The sequence below is a fragment of the Nonomuraea sp. NPDC004186 genome, assembly GCF_053603495.1.
Map to the genome: position 1 here is coordinate 1 of NZ_JBSGFQ010000017.1, position 20034 is coordinate 20034.

The 20034-nt window shown below is 71.7% G+C and carries 18 protein-coding genes; 9 read left to right on the plus strand and 9 right to left on the minus strand.

Going from position 1 to position 20034, the window contains the following annotated elements; translation table 11 throughout:
• The 6 genes from ACWEPL_RS16165 to ACWEPL_RS16190 form a co-directional block, all read right to left on the minus strand.
• Positions 1-427 (minus strand): ATP-binding cassette domain-containing protein (locus ACWEPL_RS16165; protein WP_452436591.1); only part of this gene is annotated, 427 nt, incomplete at its 3' end.
• Positions 424-1227: a GntR family transcriptional regulator gene (locus ACWEPL_RS16170; RefSeq protein ID WP_363968984.1), complete on the minus strand. Its 804-nt coding sequence runs from the start codon at positions 1225-1227 to the stop codon at positions 424-426. The genes ACWEPL_RS16165 and ACWEPL_RS16170, both read right to left, overlap by 4 nt.
• Positions 1228-1340: 113 nt before the next feature.
• Positions 1341-2261, minus strand: a complete 921-nt coding sequence (locus tag ACWEPL_RS16175; protein WP_452436592.1) for an ABC transporter permease — start codon at positions 2259-2261, stop codon at positions 1341-1343.
• Positions 2248-3183 carry an ABC transporter permease gene (locus tag ACWEPL_RS16180; protein ID WP_363968981.1) on the minus strand — a complete coding sequence of 312 codons (936 nt, stop codon included), beginning with the start codon at positions 3181-3183 and terminating at the stop codon, positions 2248-2250. The genes ACWEPL_RS16175 and ACWEPL_RS16180 overlap by 14 nt, the downstream gene beginning before the upstream one ends.
• Positions 3184-3229: 46 nt before the next feature.
• Positions 3230-4510 carry an NAD(P)/FAD-dependent oxidoreductase gene (locus tag ACWEPL_RS16185; RefSeq protein WP_452436593.1) on the minus strand — a complete coding sequence of 427 codons (1281 nt, stop codon included), beginning with the start codon at positions 4508-4510 and terminating at the stop codon, positions 3230-3232.
• Between the two features lie 16 nt (positions 4511-4526).
• Positions 4527-5201: a haloacid dehalogenase type II gene (locus ACWEPL_RS16190; protein WP_452436594.1), complete on the minus strand. Its 675-nt coding sequence runs from the start codon at positions 5199-5201 to the stop codon at positions 4527-4529.
• A gap of 441 nt (positions 5202-5642) precedes the next feature.
• Here ACWEPL_RS16190 and ACWEPL_RS16195 point away from each other — a divergent pair, with 441 nt between their 5' ends.
• Genes ACWEPL_RS16195 through solA form a run of 6 tightly spaced genes read left to right on the plus strand, consistent with a single transcriptional unit; the run spans position 5643 to position 11926 of the window.
• On the plus strand, positions 5643-6932 hold the full coding sequence (locus ACWEPL_RS16195; protein WP_452436595.1) for a cation diffusion facilitator family transporter: 1290 nt from the start codon (positions 5643-5645) through the stop codon (positions 6930-6932).
• Positions 6929-7519: a GNAT family N-acetyltransferase gene (locus ACWEPL_RS16200; protein ID WP_452436596.1), complete on the plus strand. Its 591-nt coding sequence runs from the start codon at positions 6929-6931 to the stop codon at positions 7517-7519. The genes ACWEPL_RS16195 and ACWEPL_RS16200 overlap by 4 nt, the downstream gene beginning before the upstream one ends.
• The gene (locus tag ACWEPL_RS16205; RefSeq protein WP_350740211.1) at positions 7503-7916 is read left to right on the plus strand and encodes a hypothetical protein; all 414 of its coding nucleotides are present in this window, start codon (positions 7503-7505) and stop codon (positions 7914-7916) included. The genes ACWEPL_RS16200 and ACWEPL_RS16205 overlap by 17 nt, the downstream gene beginning before the upstream one ends.
• A gap of 53 nt (positions 7917-7969) precedes the next feature.
• Positions 7970-9232, plus strand: a complete 1263-nt coding sequence (locus tag ACWEPL_RS16210; protein WP_452436597.1) for an aminotransferase family protein — start codon at positions 7970-7972, stop codon at positions 9230-9232.
• Complete coding sequence (locus ACWEPL_RS16215; RefSeq protein ID WP_363968971.1) at positions 9207-10739, plus strand: NAD-dependent succinate-semialdehyde dehydrogenase; 1533 nt, start codon at positions 9207-9209, stop codon at positions 10737-10739. The genes ACWEPL_RS16210 and ACWEPL_RS16215 overlap by 26 nt, the downstream gene beginning before the upstream one ends.
• Positions 10736-11926 (plus strand): N-methyl-L-tryptophan oxidase, encoded by a 1191-nt coding sequence (solA, locus tag ACWEPL_RS16220; protein ID WP_452436598.1) that lies wholly within the window; start codon positions 10736-10738, stop codon positions 11924-11926. Before ACWEPL_RS16215 ends, solA begins: the two co-directional genes overlap by 4 nt.
• A gap of 245 nt (positions 11927-12171) precedes the next feature.
• On the opposite strand, the gene ACWEPL_RS16225 is transcribed toward solA, so the two are convergent.
• Complete coding sequence (locus tag ACWEPL_RS16225) at positions 12172-12951, minus strand: hypothetical protein (protein ID WP_452436599.1); 780 nt, start codon at positions 12949-12951, stop codon at positions 12172-12174.
• 521 nt (positions 12952-13472) lie between these two features.
• Here ACWEPL_RS16225 and ACWEPL_RS16230 point away from each other — a divergent pair.
• Positions 13473-14132 (plus strand): GNAT family N-acetyltransferase, encoded by a 660-nt coding sequence (locus ACWEPL_RS16230; protein WP_452436600.1) that lies wholly within the window; start codon positions 13473-13475, stop codon positions 14130-14132.
• Between the two features lie 5 nt (positions 14133-14137).
• On the opposite strand, the gene ACWEPL_RS16235 is transcribed toward ACWEPL_RS16230, so the two are convergent.
• On the minus strand, positions 14138-14830 hold the full coding sequence (locus ACWEPL_RS16235; RefSeq protein WP_452436601.1) for an MATE family efflux transporter: 693 nt from the start codon (positions 14828-14830) through the stop codon (positions 14138-14140).
• 204 nt (positions 14831-15034) lie between these two features.
• On the opposite strand from ACWEPL_RS16235, the gene ACWEPL_RS16240 reads away from it, so the two are divergent.
• Positions 15035-15970 carry an aminoglycoside phosphotransferase family protein gene (locus ACWEPL_RS16240; RefSeq protein WP_452436602.1) on the plus strand — a complete coding sequence of 312 codons (936 nt, stop codon included), beginning with the start codon at positions 15035-15037 and terminating at the stop codon, positions 15968-15970.
• 55 nt (positions 15971-16025) lie between these two features.
• Here ACWEPL_RS16240 and ACWEPL_RS16245 read toward each other — a convergent pair whose 3' ends face one another.
• Complete coding sequence (locus ACWEPL_RS16245; protein WP_452436603.1) at positions 16026-18707, minus strand: helix-turn-helix transcriptional regulator; 2682 nt, start codon at positions 18705-18707, stop codon at positions 16026-16028.
• A gap of 536 nt (positions 18708-19243) precedes the next feature.
• On the opposite strand from ACWEPL_RS16245, the gene ACWEPL_RS16250 reads away from it, so the two are divergent.
• Complete coding sequence (locus ACWEPL_RS16250) at positions 19244-20032, plus strand: bestrophin-like domain (protein ID WP_355199184.1); 789 nt, start codon at positions 19244-19246, stop codon at positions 20030-20032.
• Positions 20033-20034 lie beyond the last annotated feature (2 nt).

Genomic DNA, 20034 nt, shown 5'->3' on the forward strand with positions numbered 1-20034 from the left:
CGACGTACCAATAGATGCTGGTGGCGCCCGCGCTCAGCTTGGCGCCCAGCTTGCGCATGCTGAGCCCGTCGAGGCCCTCCGCGTCGAGGATCTCGCTGCCGACCGTCGCGGTCGGGTCGAGCATGCGCTTGGGCTGCTGGTAGAGCATGGAGATCCGCCGGCCGCGTACGCCGTCCAACGCCCGTGAGGAGGCGGCGAGCAGGTCCAGGTCGCCCAGCCGCAGGCCCTCGGCGTGCATGTGCAACCCGGCCGGCAGCATGCGCAGCACCGAGTGGGCGGTCATGCTCTTGCCCGACCCCGATTCGCCGACCACGGCCAGCACCTCGCCGGGATCGAGGGTCAGGCTGATGCGGTCGAGGATGGGTGGGGCCTGTCCGGGCCGCCCGGCGTGAACGGTCAGGTCGCGGACCTCCAGACGCGCGCTCATGTCTGCTCCCGGGGATGCGGTGGGGCTTCTTGGTCGTCGCCGTGGCGGTAGCCGTCGGCGTGTTCGTGAGAGGCCGACGCATCCTGGTGGCGATGCGAGTGAGGGCGAAGGCGCTGCTTGGGCGGCTGGTCCGATGCCCCCGGCTGGAGCTCGCCGGCCTCGGCGAAGTGACGGTCCAGAAGCGCCTTGGCGGCGGACCTGTCACCGCTGGCGATGACGTGCAGCAGTTGCTCGTGCTCGGCCCACAGCTTGGAACGGTCGCTGTAGCTGTCGACGATCATCCGGAAGCACAGCTGCATCTCGTTGGCGATGAGGCCGTACAGCCGGTCCAGCCGGGTGCTGCCGGCGGCGCTGACCAGCCGGCGATGGAAGGCGAGGTCCAGGGCGGCCAGCGCGCTCTCGTCCGCGTGGCCGACGGCGTCCCTCATCCGCGCGACGATCACCTCGAGGTCGGCGACCAGGCCCGCGGAAACCCCTCGGGCGGTGACCCGGCGCAGTGCCTCCCGCTCGATCGCCTGGCGGGCGACGAAGATGTCCTCCAGGTCCTCTGCGGTCAGGGTGGGGACGAAGACCCCTTGGCGGGGGTAGCTGACCAGCAGGCCTTCTTGCACCAGACGCTGCATCGCCTCGCGCAACGGGCCGCGCGAGACCTCGAAGTACGCCGCGAGCTCGACTTCGTTCATCTGGGTCCCTGGCGGGAACTCCCCGCCGAGGATGCGGTCCCGCAACAGCCCGGTGACCACCTCCGTCAGCGTCCGCTTCGAGGTCCTGCCCGCCGGGGCCGGGGTCTGTTGGCTCATGAGTGTGCTTCTCCGGGTTCGTGTTCCGTTCCCACCGCTCGCGCTCTCCAGCCGCAGGAGCGCGTGATCGTTTCCAGTGTGACCGCCGCGCGGGTGCGGCGGGACTCCGCAGCTCATGTGGACCGCCCTGCCCGGGCCCGGCGCGTCTCCAGGCCGCGACCGGCGAGGGTGACGCTGAGGGCGGCGATGAAGATCGCGGCACCTGGGGCCAGGACCAGCATGGGCAAGCGGTCCAGGTAGGGGATGGCCTCGGACAACATCGACCCCCAGTCGGAGAACGGTGGCTGGACGCCGAGTCCCAGGAAGGACAGGGCGCCGACGGTGATGAGCTTGTGGCCGAAGCGCACTGCCGCGTGGGCCAGCAACGGAGGCAGGGCGTTGGGAAGCAGGTGGCGGCGGATGATGAACCACCCCGAGCACCCCAGAGCCTGAGCCGCTTCGATGAAGTCACGGCCGTTGATCTCCAGCGCGACGCCGCGGGCCAGCCGGCAGAACGGCGTCCACCCGCCGATGGTCAGGGCGAGCACCAGCGTCAGGTCACCGGTGCCGAGGATCGCGACGAGGAAGAGCGCGACCACCATCTCGGGGAAGGCCAGCAGGATGTCGGTGACACGCATGACGACGGTGTCGAGCCAGCCGCCTCGCCGCGCGACGACGAACCCCACGAGAGTGCCGGTGACGGCGCAGATCAACAGCGTGACCGAGGCGACGGCCAGGGAGAACCGGCCCCCGTCCAGCAGCCTGCTGAGCACGTCGCGGCCCAGGTGGTCGGTGCCGAGCAGGTGGGCCGCGGAGCTGCCTTCCAGGCGCGCGACGAGGTCCTGCTGCGCCGGCGGATAGGGCGCCAGCCACGGTGCCAGCAGCAGGAGCGTGGCGATGACCCCGAACAGGATGGACCCGGCCAGCAGTGCCGGCGGCCACGTTCCGCGCCCGCGGCGCGGCGGGGCGGTGGCGGTCTCGGCCGGTGACGGCGGAGGCGCGGCGCCGGGTTCGTCGCGACGGGCGTCGTCGCCGAAGACGTCAAGCACGGACACGGCTCGTCCTCGCGTTCGGGTTGATGGCGGTGTAAAGGACATCGGTGAGGGTGGTGATGAGCACGGCCAGGCCGACGACCGCCACGACCCCACCCTGGATGAGCGGGACGTCGTTGTTGATGACCGCGTCGTACATCTGCCGCCCGACTCCGGGTACGGCGAAGATGACCTCGACGACGACCGACCCGCCGAGCAGGCCGGCCAGCCAGACCGCGAACAGGGTCAGGACCGGCAGAACGGAATTGCGAAGCCCGTGACGCAGCATGGTCTGGGCGAAGCTCAGCCCGCGCCCGCGGGCGGCGGTGATGTAGGGCGCCTCGAGCACCTCGATCATCGACGAGCGGGCTACCTGGGTGAAGTAGCTCATCGGCCGCAGCGCCACGGTCAGGCAGGGAAGCACCATCGACTCCACCCCGTGCCAGCCGGAGGAGGGCAGGACGCCGAGCTGCAGGGCGAACACCAGGACCAGGACCGGGCCGAGCCAGTACTCCGGGACGGCCACGAACGCCTGCGTGACGCCGGTGATCGCCCCGTCGAGCGGGGTCCCGCGCCGTACCGCGCAGACGGCTCCCAGCGGGACCGCCACGAACAGGGCGAGCAGGAGGGCGATGACGGCGATCGAGGCGGTGACCGACAACGCCCGCATCAGCTGGGGGAGGACCTCCGTGCCGTTGGTGAACGACCGGCCGAGGTCACCCTGCAGCGCCGAGCCCAGCCAGGACAGGTACTGCTGGAGCAGCGGCCGGTCCAGCCCGTACTCGACCCGGAGGCGGGCCAGCGTCTGCGGGTCCTGGACCAGGTCGCCCACCCTGGCCCGCAGGATCCGCGCGGCCGGGTCGCCGGGCGTGACGTAGGGGATGAGGAACACCAGGAAAGAGGCGACCAGCAGGGTCGTCACGAGGACGGCGAACCGTCTCAGCACGTACAACACTCGGGTACCTCCGGGTCGTCACACGTTCGCGGATCGATCAGCGCACGGCGTCGAGCGCGCGGAAGAACGCCCCGGCGGCCGGCAGGAACCAGGGCGGCCCGAAGTGGCCGGGAACCGGCGGGAACGCCAGCCCCTTCCAGGGGTTGACCGTGGGGTCGCCGCCGATGACGTCGGCCATGACCTTGCCCATGTGGGTGGCCATCTGGACCCCGTGGCCGCTGTAGCCGACGGAGTAGTGCATCCCGTCCCGTACGCCGGCGTGGACCATCTGATCCATCGTCATGTCGACCAGCCCGCCCCAGCAGTAGTCCAGCCGGACGTCACGCAGCCGCGGGAACACCTCGGTGACGGCCTTGCGCAGGATCTCGCCGCTCTTGAGGTCCGACTGGGCGTCCGACAGGGCGAACCGGGCCCGCCCGCCGAACAGCAACCTGTTGTCCGGCGTGGGACGGAAGTAGTACAGCAGGTTCTTGGTGTCCGACGCCATCCGCCGGTGCGGCATGAGCTGGGCGACGAGGTCGTCCGGCAGGGGTTCGGTGACGACGATGAAACTGCCCACCGGCACGATGCGGCGGCGCAGCCACGGGGTCAGCGACCCCGTGTACCCGCTGGTGGCGATGAGCACGTCTGAGGCGGTCAGGACGCCGCGCGTGGTCTGCACCCGATGCCCGTTGACCGGGCCGACGCGGCGGACGCCGGTCACCGCGGCGTTCTCCGCGACCAGGGCCCCGTGGCCGACCGCGGCGCGGGCCAGCCCCATGACCAGCTTCCCGACGTGGGCACCCGCCCCGTTCGGGTCGACCTGCGCACCGTGATAGCGGTCGCTGCCGAGCTCGTCCCGCATGCGGCCGCGGGGGACCAGCTGGACCGAGCGGCCGATGAGCCTCTCGATCATCTCCGCCGACCGCTCCAGCGCGGCGTAGTGCGCCGGTTTGGCGGCCAGGGTGAGCTTGCCGGACCGCATGAAGTCGCAGGCGATCTCCTCGTCGGTGACGATCTTCTCGACGGTGTCGATCGCGTCGTCGTAGGCGGTGAACATCGCCGTCGCACGCTCCGCGCCGTACCGCTTGACCGCGGCGGGGAAGGAGATGGCCAGGCCGGTCGTGGCCATGCCGCCGTTGCGGCCGGAGGCTCCCCAGCCCACGGTGTGCGACTCCAGCACGGCGACGCTGGCGCCGCGGCGGGCGAGGTGCAGCGCGGCGGACAGGCCGGTCAACCCGGCGCCGATGACCGCGACGTCGACCTGTTCGGGGAGTTCGGCACGGCGGAAGTCGCCGGCCGGTTCGGCGGTGTCGAGCCAGTAGCTGGTCAGCTTCACGACGTCCTCCTTCCGATCAGAGACCCAGCACAGCGGGGACGCCGGACAGGTCTGTGGTCTCGGCGTACCGGTAGAAGGGGGTGGAGGGGTCGTAGCCGCGGTTGACGTAGACCTTGTGCGGGATCCGCAGCTCGTGGGCGGGGATCAGGTCGTACCAGATGTGCGAGGAGACGTGCACGATCTCGTCGCGTTCGCAGCCCAGCTGGTCGAGCATGTACTCGAAGGCCTGGTAGCGCGGCTTGTAAGCCTTGGCCTGCTCGGCGGTGAACACCTTGTGGAAGGGGGCGCCGAGCTGGTCGACATTGTGCCGCAGCGCCTCGTCGACGGCGTTGGAGAGGATCACCAGAGGGTAGGCGTCGGCGAGCTTGGCCAGGGCCGGGGGAACGTCCGCATGGGGACCCCAGGTCGGCACGCAGGCCACGATGGCCTTGCCGTCGGAGGCGCGGTAGCCGATGCCCCAGCGTTCGCAGGTGCGCCTGAAGGAGTCCTTGAGCACGTCGGGGTAGAGCTTGAACTCGCCGAGCACCTCGTCCATCCGGTACGCGCGGTAGTCCTTGAGGAAGAGCGGCATGTCCTCCTCGGAGATCCGGTCGGCGACCAGCGGCTTGACGGTGAGGTTGAGATCGAAGCTGGTCAGGGTCCCATAGCAGTCGAAGGTGATGTATTTGGGGCGCACGCTGGTCAGGTCCACGAGCAGTTCCTCCGGTGGGGGTCGGTCCGGTGGGAGTGGGAGCGTCGGTGCGAGCGGCGAGATGTCACGCTCGGTGTCAGCCGCCTGAGGCGACTGGCCGTGTGGTGTCTGGAACGCTAAGCATCCGATTCTCTGCTGTCAACAATTCCGAGCCGCCTGCTTGTAAAGAGTATGTTTCCCCAGCTTCTGTCGATCTTCAGGAGCTGATTGCCTGGTATTGGTGCTGATTTTCACTGCCCGTACGCTCCTCGTCTCCGGAAGATTGTTGACAACAGTTGACCGTCGCTGGCTGTTGTGGACAAGATGTGATGGCGCGGCAGACGCCACTCGGCAGCCGACCGCCCCTCTCCCGGTCCCGCGACTCACCCTCTCGGCCCCGCGACCCCCCCTCCCGGCCCCCGCGACTCACTCACCCAGTCCCGCGACTCACCCTCCGCCGGCATGAACGGACTCTCGATGCGAGCTTCCACGACCCCAGACGATCACGGCCACGGCCACGGACACGGACATGGCCACGACCACCCGCACGATGACGCTCCCGCCGCCGCCGTGAACGGGCACGGGCACGACCACCACGAGTCCGAGGTTTCGGCCGCCACCGGCCACGGGCACGGCCACGGACATGGGCACGGACATGGGCACGGACATGGGCACGGACATGGCCACGGCGACGACCACGGCCACGACCACGGCACCGGCCTGTGGGCGAGGGTCAAGCACACGCTGATCCCGCATGCCCACGACGCCAACGACGCGATCCAGAGCGCCGAGGAGTCGGCCCAGGACGGGATCCGCACGGCCTGGATCGGGCTGGCCGGCATGATGGCCACCGCGATCGGCCAGATGGTCATCGTCGCGGTGTCCGGCTCGATCGCCCTGCTGGCCGACACCATCCACAACCTCGGGCACGCCGCGACCACGATCCCCCTGATCATCGCCTTCCGGCTGGGCCGGCGCGCGGCGACCAAGAAGTACTCCTACGGTTACCGGCGCGCCGAGGACCTGGTCGGGCTGTTCATCTCCCTGGTCATCGTCGCCTCGATCGGGTTGATCATCTGGGAGTCGATCGACGCGCTGATCAACCCGCACCCGCTGACCAACCTGTGGTGGGTCTTCGCCGCGGGGCTCGTCGGCTTCCTCGGCAACGAGATGGTGGCCGTGTACCGCATCCGGACCGGCCGTCGCATCGGCTCGGCCGCGCTGATCGCCGAGGGCCAGCATGCCCGCGCCGACGGATACACCTCGATCGCCGTCATCGCCGGTGTGGTCGGCGTGTGGCTCGGGTTCGACCGCGCCGACGCCATCGTCGGCCTCCTCATCGCCGTGGCGATCAGCGGCATCCTGGTCAACTCCCTGATCATCATCGTCCGCCGCCTCATGGACGGTGTGGAGCCGGAAACGATCGACCGGATGCGCACCACCATCGCGGGCGTCGACGGCGTCGTGTCCGTCGGCGAGGTCCGCGTCCGCTGGTCGGGTCACCGCATGGAGGGAGACGCCGAGATCGGCCTCGACTCCGGGCTGAGCATGATCGAGGCCCACGCCGTGGCCGAGAACGTGCAGCACTCCCTGATGCACGCGGTGGGCAACCTCGACCGGGTCACCGTCCACGTCCACCCCACCTTCGACGGCGTGATCCCCGACGACCTCCACGAGCTGTCCGGCCACCACGCCTCGAAGGAGGCCCGGGAGGCGTACCGGGCGAAGCTCGCCACGCAGGGAGCGGGGTGACTCCCGTGGAATGGTCGATCCACCCGCTGAGCGAGCGCACCCTGCCCGGCGCCCAGTCGGTGATGCGGCGCAGCATCGCCGAGGACTTCGGCGACGCCTACGACCCGCGGATCCACGCCGACGTCGACGACCCCATGACCCACTACGCCCCGGGAAACGGCCCCTTCCTCCTGGTGGTGACCGACGACGGCACGGGTGAGGTCCTGGCGACGGGCGGCATCCGCAGCGGACGGCTGAAGCCCGGCCTCACCCCGCAACACGTCGTCGACCGCTACGAGGACGGCCGGCACGGCCAGCTCGTACGCGTCTACGTCCGCAAGGAAGCCCGCCGCGGCGGCATCGCCAGGGCCCTGGTCCGCGCGGGGCTCGACCGCGCGGACCAGGAGGGGCACTACGAGGCCATCGCTCTGCACACCTATCGCCACTCCCCGGGCGCCGTCGCCTTCTGGGAGTCCTTCGGCGCCCGGCTCGTCCATGACGACACGCAGGGAGCCAGCGGCGCGGTCTTCTACGACCTGCCGCGCAGTCCTCACAGCCACCCCCACCGCACTGGCGAGACAGGAGAACACCATGTCCAAGCGTCGTGACGTCTTCATCTTCGTTGCCGAGCCCACCAAGATCGAGGATGCCCGCACCAGCCTCGTCGACTGGCTGCGCAGCCTCGAGGGCCACCCCGGCTACCTCGGGGGTTCGGTCCTGCGCGAGTGCGCCGGCGAGCTCATCCCGAACACGCTGGTGATGACGCTGGAGTTCGAGAGCACCGAGGCCGCCCGGGCCCTGTGGCCGAAGATCGAGAACACGATCAACCCGCTCTACCCCGATGACAAGTCCGACAAGTCGATCGACCAGGGTGCCGCGTTCTTCACCGGCGCGGACGCTCCCGTGGCGCCGGAGGACCTGAGGTTCACCCGCGGCAACGGCCTGGTGGCCCGGATGCTGCACATCCACGCCGAGGTCGTCGAGGACGTCGTGGTCGCCGCCTGACCTGCACCGTTCCCCACCCGTAGTCCCCACCCCGATGTGATGAGGAGCCTTTCTTGACGAGCACCAGCCTGTGGCATCCGCAGACCGCGATGTCCACCATCGAGGAAACCCTCACGGTCATCGCGTCGGGGCGGGGAGCCTCGGTGCGTACCGAGGACGGCCAGGACCTGCTCGACCTGCCGGCCAGCCTGTGGCACGCCAATGTCGGACACGGCCGGACCCGCATCGCCGACGCCGTCCGTCAGCAGATGAACGTTCTGGAGACGTACCACCTGTTCCAGGGCATGGCCAACCGCCCCGCCATCCGGCTCGCCGAGCGCCTCGCGGAGCTGAGCCCCATCCCCGACGCGAAGGTCTTCCTCACCAGCGGCGGCTCCGACTCCGTCGACACCGCCTGCAAGCTCGCGCGCCGGCACTGGCAGCTGGCCGGGCGGCCCGGCAAGCGCGTCATCGTCTCCCGGCAGCACGCCTACCACGGTCTGCACGGGTTCGGTACGAGCATCACGGGCATCCAGAGCAACCGCGACGGGTACGGCAGCGACTCGCTGATCCCCGAGACCGCCCGCGTCCCGTGGAACGACCTGGCCGCCACCGAGGCGGAGCTGCTCCGGCTCGGACCCGACAACGTCGCCGCCGTCATCGCCGAACCGATCATCGGCACCGGGGGCGTGCTGCTGCCCCCGCCCGGCTACCTCACCGGGCTGGCCGAACTGTGCCGTCGCCTGGACATCCTGCTCATCGCCGACGAGGTCATCACCGGTTTCGGGCGGGTCGGGCAGTGGTTCGCCTGCCAGCGCTTCGGCATCGAGCCGGATCTCCTCACCATGGCCAAGGGCATCACCTCCGGCTACCTGCCGCTGGGCGGCGTGCTGGTGTCCCGGCGCGTCTGGGAGCCCTTCTTCGCCGAGACCCCCGACGCCCCGACGTTCCGCCACGGTCTGACGTACTCGGGCCACGCCGCGGCCTGCGTCGCCGCCGAGGTGAACCTGAGCATCCTCGAGGAGGAAGGTCTGCTGGAGCGCGTCCTGGACCTCGAGCCCGTCCTGGCCCAGGCCCTCACCCCGCTGCGCGACCACGAAGCCGTCGTCGACGTCCGGGCCGGTGCCGGACTTCTCGCGGCGGTCCAGCTCGCCCCCGACGTCGACGCACGTCCCGTACTGCGCGCCGCGCGGGAGCGGGGCGTCCTCACCCGGCTGCTGGCCGACAACTCCCTGCACGTCAGTCCCCCGTTCGTCATCACCGCCGAGGAGATCTCCCGTGCCGCCGACGTCCTCAAGTCCGCTCTCGACCGTGCCCGTACCCTCGAATCCGCCTGAGCCCGCGCAGGCGTCGGCGCTGCGGCCGGCTGACATCGCCCGGCACCGCGACCTCACGGAGACCGCGGCCGCGTCGCTGCCCGGCGGCTTCCTGGCCGCCGAGTGGACGGCGCCGCGCTCCGGGCGGACCTTCGACGTCGCCGATCCCGCGCTCGGCCGGCCGGTCGCCGCCGTCGCCGACTGCGAGCCGGGTGACGCCCTGCTCGCGCTGACCGCGGCGAACGACGCGTTCCCCGCCTGGGCGGCCGCCCCGACCCGGCGGCGGGCGGACATCCTGTACGGGCTCTACCAGGCGATGCTCGCCGACGAGGAGCGCCTGGCGGCCCTCATCACCCTCGAGGTCGGCAAGACTCTCGCCGAGGCGCGCGGCGAGGTCCGTTACGCCGCCGAGTACGTCCGCTGGTACGCCGAGGAGGCGGTCCGCAGCTCCGGCCGCAGCACCCCGACCCCCGACGGCAGCTGGCACATCGTCACCGCCCCGCGTCCGGTCGGCCCCTGCCTGCTCATCACCCCGTGGAACGTGCCGCTGGCGATGGCCACCCGCAAGGTCGCGCCCGCCCTGGCCGCCGGCTGCACGGTCGTGCTGAAACCGGCCGAACTCACCCCGCTCACCACGCTGGCCTTCGCACAACTCGCACGGGACGCGGGCGTCCCGGCAGGAGTCCTCACCGTGGTCACCACCACGGACCCGGGGTCGGTCTGCGGCACGCTCATCGCCGACCCACGACTGCGGAAGGTGTCCTTCACCGGGTCCACCCCCGTCGGGAAACTGCTGCTGCAGCAGGCCGGCGCGCACGTGCTGCGCACGTCGATGGAACTCGGCGGCAACGCCCCGTTCCTGGTCTTCGACGACGCCGACCTCGACCTCGCGGTCCGTGAGGCGGTCATCGCCAAGATGCGCCTCGGGGGCCAGTCGTGCGTGGCCGCCAACCGGTTCCTCGTCCAGGAACCGGTGGCCGACGAGTTCGCGGCCCGCCTCACCGAGGCGCTCACCGCGATCAGGGTCGGGTTGGGAACCTCGGACGTCGACCTCGGCCCGCTCATAGACGACCGCGCGGTCGCCAAGGCCGACCGGCTGGTCGACGACGCCGTCGCGAAGGGGGCGACGCTGCTGGGGCGTGCCGACGCACCCGGCGGTCCCGGCAGCTGGTTCGCCCCTGTGGTGCTGGACCACCTCAGCGCCGACGCTCTCCTGCAGCAGGAGGAGGTCTTCGCCCCGGTCGCGGGCATCCGCCGGTTCCGGACGGAGGACGAGGGGGTGGCGCTGGCCAACGACACCCCGTTCGGGCTCGCGGCGTACCTGGTGGCGCGCGACAGCGACCGGATAGCCCGGGTCGCCGGCCGGTTGGACAGCGGCATGGTCGGCATCAACCGGGGGCTGCTGTCCCACGTGGCCGCGCCGTTCGGCGGGATCAAGGAGTCCGGGCTCGGCCGGGAGGGCGGCGCCGAAGGACTCGTCGAATACCAGAACCTCAAGTACCTCGCCGCCCCGGCGCTGGCCTCATGAGACTCGCCGGAACCGCTCGAAGGAGGGCGGCGGTCATCGGGACCGGAGCGGTGGGGAGCATGGCCGCCTGGCAGCTGGCCGAGCGCGGCCTGGAGGTGCATGCCTTCGATCGCTGGGGCGTCCCGCACCACCGCGGGGCCTCCGGCGGGCAGAGCCGCCGGTTCGCGGTCATCAGCATGGGCGACCCGGACCTGCCGCCGCTGGTCCTCCGGGCCGAGCAGCTGTGGCGCCGGCTGGAGGAGGCGACCGGACGGCGGCTGCTCGAGCAGACCGGCGGACTGATCCTCGGCCCCGCCGGCAGCACCTCCGTACGGAAGGCCGTGACCAGCTGCGAGAACTGGGGGCTGGCCCATCGCGTCCTCGACGCACAGGACGTGCGGCAGGCTTTCCCCCAGCACGCCGTCGAGGATGAGGACATCGCCGTCCATGACCCGGCGACCGGCTTTCTTCGTCCCGAGCCGGCGATCCTCGCCGCGATCGAACAGGCCACGACGCTCGGGGCGACCGTGCGCCACGACACCGAGGTCCTCGACATCGACGTGAGGTCCGAGACCGTCGGGCTGACCTACCGAAGCGGCGCGGACCGACCGCACAGCGAGACGTTCGACGCGGTGGTCATCGCCCCCGGCGCCTGGGCGGCCACGCTGCTGCCGGACGGGCTGCGGGAGGCGATCGGAGTGGCCGGGCTGACCGCGCGCCGGCTGGCGCAGACCTGGTTCGTACCGGACGACCTCTCGCTGTACGGTGCGGAACGCTTTCCGGTCTTCGAACGCGTCGCCATGCCGGACGGCGCCTCCATCTACGGCTTTCCCAGCCTGGACGGGGCAACGGTGAAGATCGGCGTGAAGAGCCGCCCGCACCCGGAGGTGGCCGACCCGGCGCGCCCGGATCCCCACCTCGCCGCCGACCACCTGGCGGAGATCCGCGATGTCGTCGGGCGCCGGCTACCCGGGCTCAACCCGCGTCCGGTGCAGACCTCGGTGCACGTGGAGTCGTACACAGCGGATGGTCAGCCCGTGGTCGGGCTGCTCCCGGGCGCGGCGCACGTCGCGGTCGCCGTCGGATTCTCGGGCGGAGGATTCAAGTACGCACCGGCGATCGGCGAGGCCCTGGGCGACCTCCTGGCGGACGGTGCCACCGAGGCCGGTATCCGGCAATTCGCACCGGGCCGCTCGGCGACGGTGTGAGCAGATCGCCCGGCCTCAGGGGACGGTGAGGGCGTTCCCCAACCCCTTCGTTCGCCAGGGCGATGGCGTAGGGGAGCGTCACCGGGCCGAGCCAGGTGAAGCCGAACGTGCCTCGAGGTACCGGCGGAGCGCCCCCTGCCCATCTGGAATGAACCGGTGCTGCTTCACGGCTTCGCTCAACTCGGCACTCGTCAGCCAGCCCACCCAGCTCACCGGCATCGGGACACCGTCACATTGGTGCGGGGTCACTTCGCCAGCACCCGGACTTGATCGGCCGGAGGAGCGGCCACCGTCGTGTCATCCCAGTTGGAGAAGGTGATCTCCATCGGCGTCTTCGCGGTCAGCCGTTGCCGCACTGGCCGCCCCTGGCCATCGAGCCAGAGCTCGTACGTGGCCTGCGCGCCGAACTCCTCGAGCAACTTGTCGAGCAGCCGCCCCTGCGCCGCCTTGTCGCCGGCCCGGACCATGGCGTACTCGTCCTCGGTGTCCTGCAGCATCGGCAGCGGGTCGTACACCTCCAGGAACGCGCTGAGGTCCAATCCGTCGAGTGCCGCCCGCACGTCGATGGTGACCGTGTAACGGTCGAGCCCGCCATCGAGTACGGGGCCGCTCGCTCGTCCCCGCGCTGCCAGCAGCGCATGCACCCGGTGACTGTTCACCAGCGTCGTAGCCTGGCTTGTCGCCACGCTGATGCCCAAGAGATTGTACGGCTCGTGCTCTTTGGTGATCTTGTCCCAGGTCTTGCCCGGTGCCACTTCCTCCTCCAGCATCTGCATATACGTGGCACCGCCCGTCCGGATGAGCCGTCCGCGCAAGCCATCGCCCAGATCGGCGGAGACATCCTGGTCCTGCCCCTTGATGACCACGGTGGCGCTCTGGGCCCCCTTCTTCGCCATCCGCTTGACGTCAGGGTGCGCCTGCAAATACGTCCCGACATATCCGGCGACCTCGGGAGCGGTCTTCGCTCCCGAACCACAACCCGCCGCCAGCAGCGCCAACACGGCGATCATCACATATCTGCGCACGCCGGGCATGCTTGCACGTCTGCGTGCAGAACCCTGCGGGCGGGAGGTGCAGATCGCGTGCAGAAAGACCTGTCCACAGCCCCGAAACCGCGGCGGATCCGATCCGGAGCGGGCTGCCGAGCTTCTCCTCCCACGGGGTGAACCAGCAGCGCCTCCCGAACCCGGTCGGTCTGCCGCTCCTTGTCGCACACGTTCGCGGCCGGCCACGAGGCCGCCTTGTCCAAGCCGGCGAGTGCGCACTCCCGGAACCTGAAGTATCGGCGGATCTCGCTGCGATGCTTTCCGTGTCGAAGAGAAGCCGCGGTGAGGGCCGCCTGTCAGCGTCAGGCCAGGACGGGGCCACGCTCCGGCAGCGTTTTGGAACCGGCAGCCGAGCCCATCGGTGCCGGCCGTCAGCTCGGACACCACCATCATGATGGCCCCTGGCCCCTCGAGGCGAATGAGGGTGCCGCCGAACGTGGTGTCGGCAGGGGCGGAAACTCGGATGACGTGCCGCCCGGTCAGCGATCACGATAGCGGTCATGCTGGTCGATCACTTTCCGCCGGCCGGGCTGCGGCTGACCACGCCGCGGCTCGAGCTGCGGCTGCCATCCCCCGAGGAGCTGGCCGAGCTGGCCGGGCTGGCCGCCGACGGCGTCCATGACCCCGACGCCTCGCCGTTCCTCGTACGGTGGACCGACGCGCCGCCCGCCGAGGCCGCCCGCAGCGTGGTCCACCACCACTGGCGGCAGCTCGGCGCGTGGACGCCGCAGGAGTGGTCGCTCGACCTCACCGTGTTCCGCGACGGTGTGGTGGCCGGGCAGCAGAGCCTCTCCGCCCGGGACCTGGGCATCACGCGTCAGGTACGCACGACCTCCTGGCTCGGGCGCCGCCACCAGGGGCAGGGGATCGGCACCGAGATGCGGGCGGCCGTACTCCACCTCGCCTTCGCCGGTCTGGACGCCGAGGTGGCGCTGTCAGGCGCGCTCGAGCACAACGTCGCCTCCCTGGCCGTCTCCCGCAAGCTCGGCTACGAGCCCGACGGCCACTGGCGGCACGCGATGGACGGGAAGATGGTCGTGGAGCACCGGTTGCGCCTGACCAGGGACGCGTGGGAGCGGCACCGCACCGTTCCCGTCCAGATCGACGGGCTTGAGCCCTGCCTGCCCCTGATGGGCCTCGACGTGCCGTCGAGCCGCTGAGTCTGTCATCGATCGCGTGCGCTGTGCCGCATGAAACCGACGGTCTGCGTGACCAGAACGAGCAGGCGACTGGCGGTCAACGCGATCCACAGGCCCGCCAGGCCCCAGGCCGTCGTCACCGGTGTCATGGCCAGAGCGAGCAGGCCGTTCCCCACGATGGCCGAGCCCAGGGTCCAGGTCGAGCGCTTGAGACCCGTCAGGCCGGTGGCCATCACGACCCCGCAGTTGTCGGCCAGGGTGTAGGCCGCCAGCAGCGGTAACAGGGGCAGGGTCAGGGCGAGCACCCGGGCATCGGAGGTGAACAGGCCCAACACCGGCTCGCCCAGCGAGAGGACGATGAGCGCGCCGGTGAGCACGCCGATGGCCGCGACCGTCAGGGCCGCCCGGTTGACGCGACGGGCCTCACTAGGGGAGGTCGCTCTGGCGATCTCCGGCGTCGCGGCCTGCCCGACGGCGAAGGCGGTCAGGCCGAGGGGTCCGGCCAGCGACGTGAGGATCGCGTGGGCGGCAGCGCCCTGAACCCCTGTCCGGGCGGCGGCGTAGGCCGCGCCACCCATGACCGTGAACTTGATGACCACCGTGGCCGACATCGGGAGGCCCACCTTGGCCATGCGCCAGATCTCCCGCGGGCGGGGGCGTCCGGGCCACGGCGATCCTCCCGCCAGTCCCGGCAGGCGCAGCAGGAGAACGTTGGACACGGTGACGGCCAAGGGAGGTGCCGACGAGCTGGGCGATGACCCCGGCGCTCATGGACAGGAAGAGAGGCGCGGCCGCGTTCAGGATCATGCGATGAGGAGTGGGCATGAAAAGCAAAATCCCGGGCGGCCAACCGCTCGGGACAAGCTGATTATACCCCGACCGAGCTCGCGCCGGGTGGTGGCAGCGGCGAGTAGGGTGCCCGGATGATCGGGATACCGGAGGTGTTCGCGCGGAGCACGGCCGAGCGTGAGGGAGACCCGGGCGCGGCGTGGCTCGCGGAACTGCCCGGGATCGTGGACGAGCTGCTGGAGCGTTGGGGGTGCGTGCCGGACGGCGAGGTCATGCACGGAGGGGTCGGCGTCGTCGTCCCGGTGCGGCGGCGCGGTGAGGGGGTGGACGCAGTGCTGAAGGTGTCGTTCCCGCATCCGGGCAACGTTCATGAGCCGGACGCGTTCGCGGCGTGGGACGGGCGTGGGGCCGTCCGGCTGTACGAGCGCGACGACGAGCGTTTCGCCATGCTGCTCGAACGGGTCCAGGCGTCGACCCTGGCGGAGGTCGAGGACGGCGACGAGGTCGTCACGGTCGCGGGGCAGATCAATCGCCGCCTGGCCATCCCCGCGCCCCCTGGCCTGCCCCGGCTGCGGGAGCGGGCCGGCTCCTGGGAGGAGCAGCTGCGCAAGGACGCCGAGGAGCTGCCGCACACACTGCCGCGCCACGTGGTGGACGCCGCGGTGGCGACCGTACGCGAGCTGGGCTCCGTCCAGCCGGACGTCCTCATCCACGGGGACCTCCATCCCAGGAACATCCTGCGCGCCGACCGCGAGCCATGGCTGGCCGTCGATCCCAAGGGGCACGCGGGAGACCCCGCCTACGACGGCGGCACGCTGCTCAAGTCGCGCGCGCTGACCCTCCTCGAAGCGGACGACCTGCGCAAGGCCCTCCACCGTACGCTGGACGTCTTCGCCGAGGCGGCGGAGCTCGATCGCGAACGCACTCGGCGCTGGGCCCAGTTCCACGCCGTCCAGGCCGCGTTCTGGGGTCGGCGTCACGGGTTCCGCATCGCCCGCGGTGGGCCGCGGTTGGACTGGCTCGTCGAGTTCGCGGATCGCCTGTCGGAGTTGCTCATGGAACGCTCGTAGCGGAACCCCGACCACCGACGGGTGGGCGAGGCCCCGGCGAACGCCTGCACCGGGGTCAGCGCATGAGCTTGGTGGTGAGGGCCACGCGTGAGCTCACCCCCAGCTTGGCGTACGCGTTCCCCAGGTGGTACTCGATCGTCTTCACGCTCAGCACCAGCTCCCTGGCCACCTGCCGGTTCGTCATCCCGGTGGCCACCAGCCGCGCCACCGCCTGCTCCTGCGGGGTCAGCCGCAGCAGCGGCGAGGTGCCCGACCCGGCGCGCGGCAGCCCGCACGCGCTCAGCTCCCGCTCGCACCGCCCCACGTACGGCGCCGCGCCCAGCTTGGCGAACAGCCCGAGCGCCAGTTCCAGGTGCGACTGGGCCTGCCTGCGGCGGCCCAGCCTGCGCAGGAACCGCCCGTACGCCAGCCGCAGCCGGGCCTCGTCGAACGGCAGCCCGGCCCCCGCCCCGGCGTGCGCGAGAGCGGTGGTGAAGGCGGTGTCGGCCAGGGCGTTCTCGTGGCGGGCCGCGTGCAGGCCGCCCCGGCAGCGGGCCGCCGTGGCCAGCGCCGAACGCCTGCCGCGCCGCCCCGCCAGCCGCTCGACCGCGACCAGACAGGTCTCGGCCCGGTCCAGCTCGCCCAGCCCCACCAGGGCGTCGATGAACAGGTCGAGCCACTGTACGACGCCGGGCTCGTACACGATGTCGTGCTCCTCCACCGCCCGCAGCGGCTCCAGCGCCGCCACCGTCGCGGCGTGGTCGCCCCTGGCGGCGGCCAGGTGCGCGGCGGCGCTGCATCCGTGCGCGAGCGCCGCCATCGAGTCCGCGCCGGCGACGGCAGCCCGGACGTGGGACTCCGCGAGCGGCCAGTCGCCGCGCGAGGCCGGGACGAGGGCGGCCAGCCCGTGGCAGATGGGCGAGAGCCACCGCTGGTCGGCGTCGTCGGCCACGGACGCCGCGGTCTCGGTGTGCAGGGCGGCGTCGTCCCAGCGGCCGGAACGGTACTCGACCTGCCCCAGCATGGCCGTGGCCAGCATGCGGAACGGCACCGAACGCTCCCCGCACGCCGCCACCACCCCCGACAGGTCGGCCAGCCCGCCCGCCAGGTCGTCGGAGCAGGTGCGCAGCAGCCCGCGGCCGAGCAGCGCGTCCAGGTCGGCGATCGTGGCCGACGCGGGCGGCGGCAGGTCGGCGGTCGCGGCCAGCGCCGCGTCGATCTCGCCGGAGACGGCCAGGCCGGTGAGCTGGGTGAAGCGGTTGTAGTCGATGCTGAGGCGGTAGCCGGGGGAGTCGCGGGCGCGTTCGGCCCAGCGGGCGGCCTGCCCGCCCTCGGCCTTGACCAGGCAGAGCATGGCGAGCTGCTGCGCCGCCCGCGCCGCCAGGCCCGACTCGGGCGGCCCCGCCTGCTCCCATGCCGTGATGAGCTGCGCCCGCGCCTCCTCGACCTGGCCGCGCACCATGGCCAGGTGGCCGAGCGCGTAGCCGCGCACCGCCGGGTGCGCGTCCTCGGGCAGGCTCGCGGTCAGCCCGGCCGCCTCGTCGACCCGGCCGTCCAGCAGCAGCGCCTCCACCGCCTCGGCGGCCAGCGGCGCGGGGTCGCCCGACAGCTCCGCCGCCGCCTTCAGATGCTCGGCCGCGCCGCCGAACGCGCCCAGCCGTACCTGCGCCCGGCCCAGCTCCGCCAGCTCGGCGGCCAGCTCCGGGCTCGGGCCCGCCACCGCCTCGATGCGGTGCCGCAGCCGCGCCTGCTCGCCCTCCGCCACCAGCGCCGCCCGCGCGTGCAGGGCCGAGCGCTGCGCCGGGCCGAGGTCGCGGTAGACGGCCGCGCGGATCAGCGGATGCGCGAACGCCGCCACGGGCCCGCGCGAAGAGGACCGTTCCAGCAGCACGCCCTCGCGCACGGCCTGCTCGAGCGCCTGCAGCGGCTCAGCCACCCCAGCCACCCGCGCCGCCAGGTGTAGCGGGCACGACATGCCCAGCACACTGACCGCGCCGACCAGCTCGCGCACCGGCGGCGCGCACCGGGCCACCTTGGCCAGCACCAGCATCGTGTACGACCTGGGCGCCGGCAGCGGCTGCGCCAGGTCGTCCAGCGCCTCCAGCGGCACCTCCTCCAGCAGCGCCCGCAGGTGCAGCGGCACGCCCTCGGTGTGGGCGACCAGCCTGGCCACGGCCCGCTGCGACACCCGCCCGCCGACCAGCGTGGCCACCTCCGGCTCCCGCAGCCCGCGCAGCCGCAGCCGGTGTGTGGTGTCGGCGGCGATGAGCCGCCGCAGCCCCTCGGGGCCCGGCAACGTGGCGGCCTCGCGCAGCATGAGCACCGCCATGACCCGGTCCACGCGCAGCCTGCGCAGGCAGAACGTCAGCGCCCGCAACGTCGGCGCGTCCGCCCAGTGCACGTCGTCCACGACCAGGCAGAGCGGCTCGCTCGCCTGCCGCTCGCTCAGCTCCGGCAGCAGCGCGGCCCCGACCGCGAGCGGATCGGGCGGCTCCGCCGTGGCCGGCGCCTCGATCTGCGCGGGGAGCCCGCCGAACAGCCTGGTCAGCGTCCCGTACGGCAGCAGCGCCTCACCCTCGTCGCCGTCGGTGAACAGCACGTTGCCCGTCCCGCACGTCTCCAGGAACCGCTGGACCAGCGTCGTCTTCCCGATCCCCGCCGGTCCTTCGACCACCACGAGCCTGGGCAGTCCGGCGCGGGCGCGCTCGAACTCCGCGGCCAGGCATCGGAGCTCCTGATCCCGTCCGACGAACGTCATACCGGCCTCCGCACGCTGGGAAATCCAACGTTGCGCGGCAGGGCGGGCGGCTCAAGTAAGACTTGCCTGTCCCCTTGTCCAGAGTTCGCGCGAAAACCAGGGGTTATCCCCAGGTCGCCGGGGCCGGTCCGGGTCCCCGCCGCCGTCGTACGGGTGGCCGGATCTGCCGCGCGGGCGCGAAGGCCCGTACTCCAGGGGAAATCCCCGGGGCGCTCCCTGAAGCGCGGGGCCCCGGGGCGGCGGATCATGTGAGGCGGGCCTCATCGGGAGGGGTGCGGGCGAGGGCTGCCGACGGTTCGCGCAGGGCGGTCACGGTCCTCGCCGCGCAGGAGGGCACGCCTCCCGGACCCGTGTCACCATCGCCACACGGGAGGCCCGGCGGGGCGGTCACGAGCGTAGCCACAGGTGGCCGCCCCGATCCCGTTCATCGACTCGCGCCAGACCCGGCCGCGGGCCCGCGGTTGCCCGGGCCTTTACCGATCTGTGCTTCGCGCCATCATTGCACTGTGTGATAGTAATGTGACGTTGCGTATCCGATGAGTTTCGGGAGATTCTTCATGGTGGCGTACACGCTCTCAGTCGTGGCGGCGGTGGGCGCGGTGGCGCTCACCGCGCTGATCTTCAGGAAGGTCAAACGAGCCGAAGAGGACCGCGACCCCGGCGGGCCGTCGGTCGCGCACGCGGGAGCGATGCTGTCGGCGATGTTCCTGCTGGTCTTCGCCATCGCGATCATCGTTCCCTGGACCACGGCCGACGCCGCCCGCCTCAACACCCACACCGAGAGCCAGGCGGCCGTCGACGCCTACTGGGCGGCCGACGCACTGCCGGGCACCGCGCCCCAGGACGTGCGCAGGGCGCTGCGCGACTACATCACGTTCGTGGTCAGGGACGAGTGGCCGCTCATGGGCGAGGGCAGGATGGACCCGGTCGGCGCCGCCAGGATGGACGAGCTGCGCGGCCGCGTCACCGACCTGCAGGTGACCGGCGACAAGCAGGACGACGCCAAGAGCGCCGTGCTGGAGAAGCTCAGCGCGATCTCCACCGCGCGGGCCCAGCGCACCGCCGACGCCGCCGCCACGCCTCCCGCGGGGCTGCTGCACCTGACCATCCTCACCGGGGTCCTGGTCACCATCTTCCCGTTCCTGGCGGGGGCCAGGCCGAGAGGGCTGGCGCTGCTGCCGCTGCTGGCGACGGCCGCGCTGCTGGGCTTCGGCATCTACCTGACGTGGGACATCTCCCACGCCTTCGCCGGGCCGCTGGCCGTCGGGCCCGAGGCGTTCCAGGGGGCGCTGCAGGAGTTCACCCGCATCGGCGGGGGAGTGTGAGC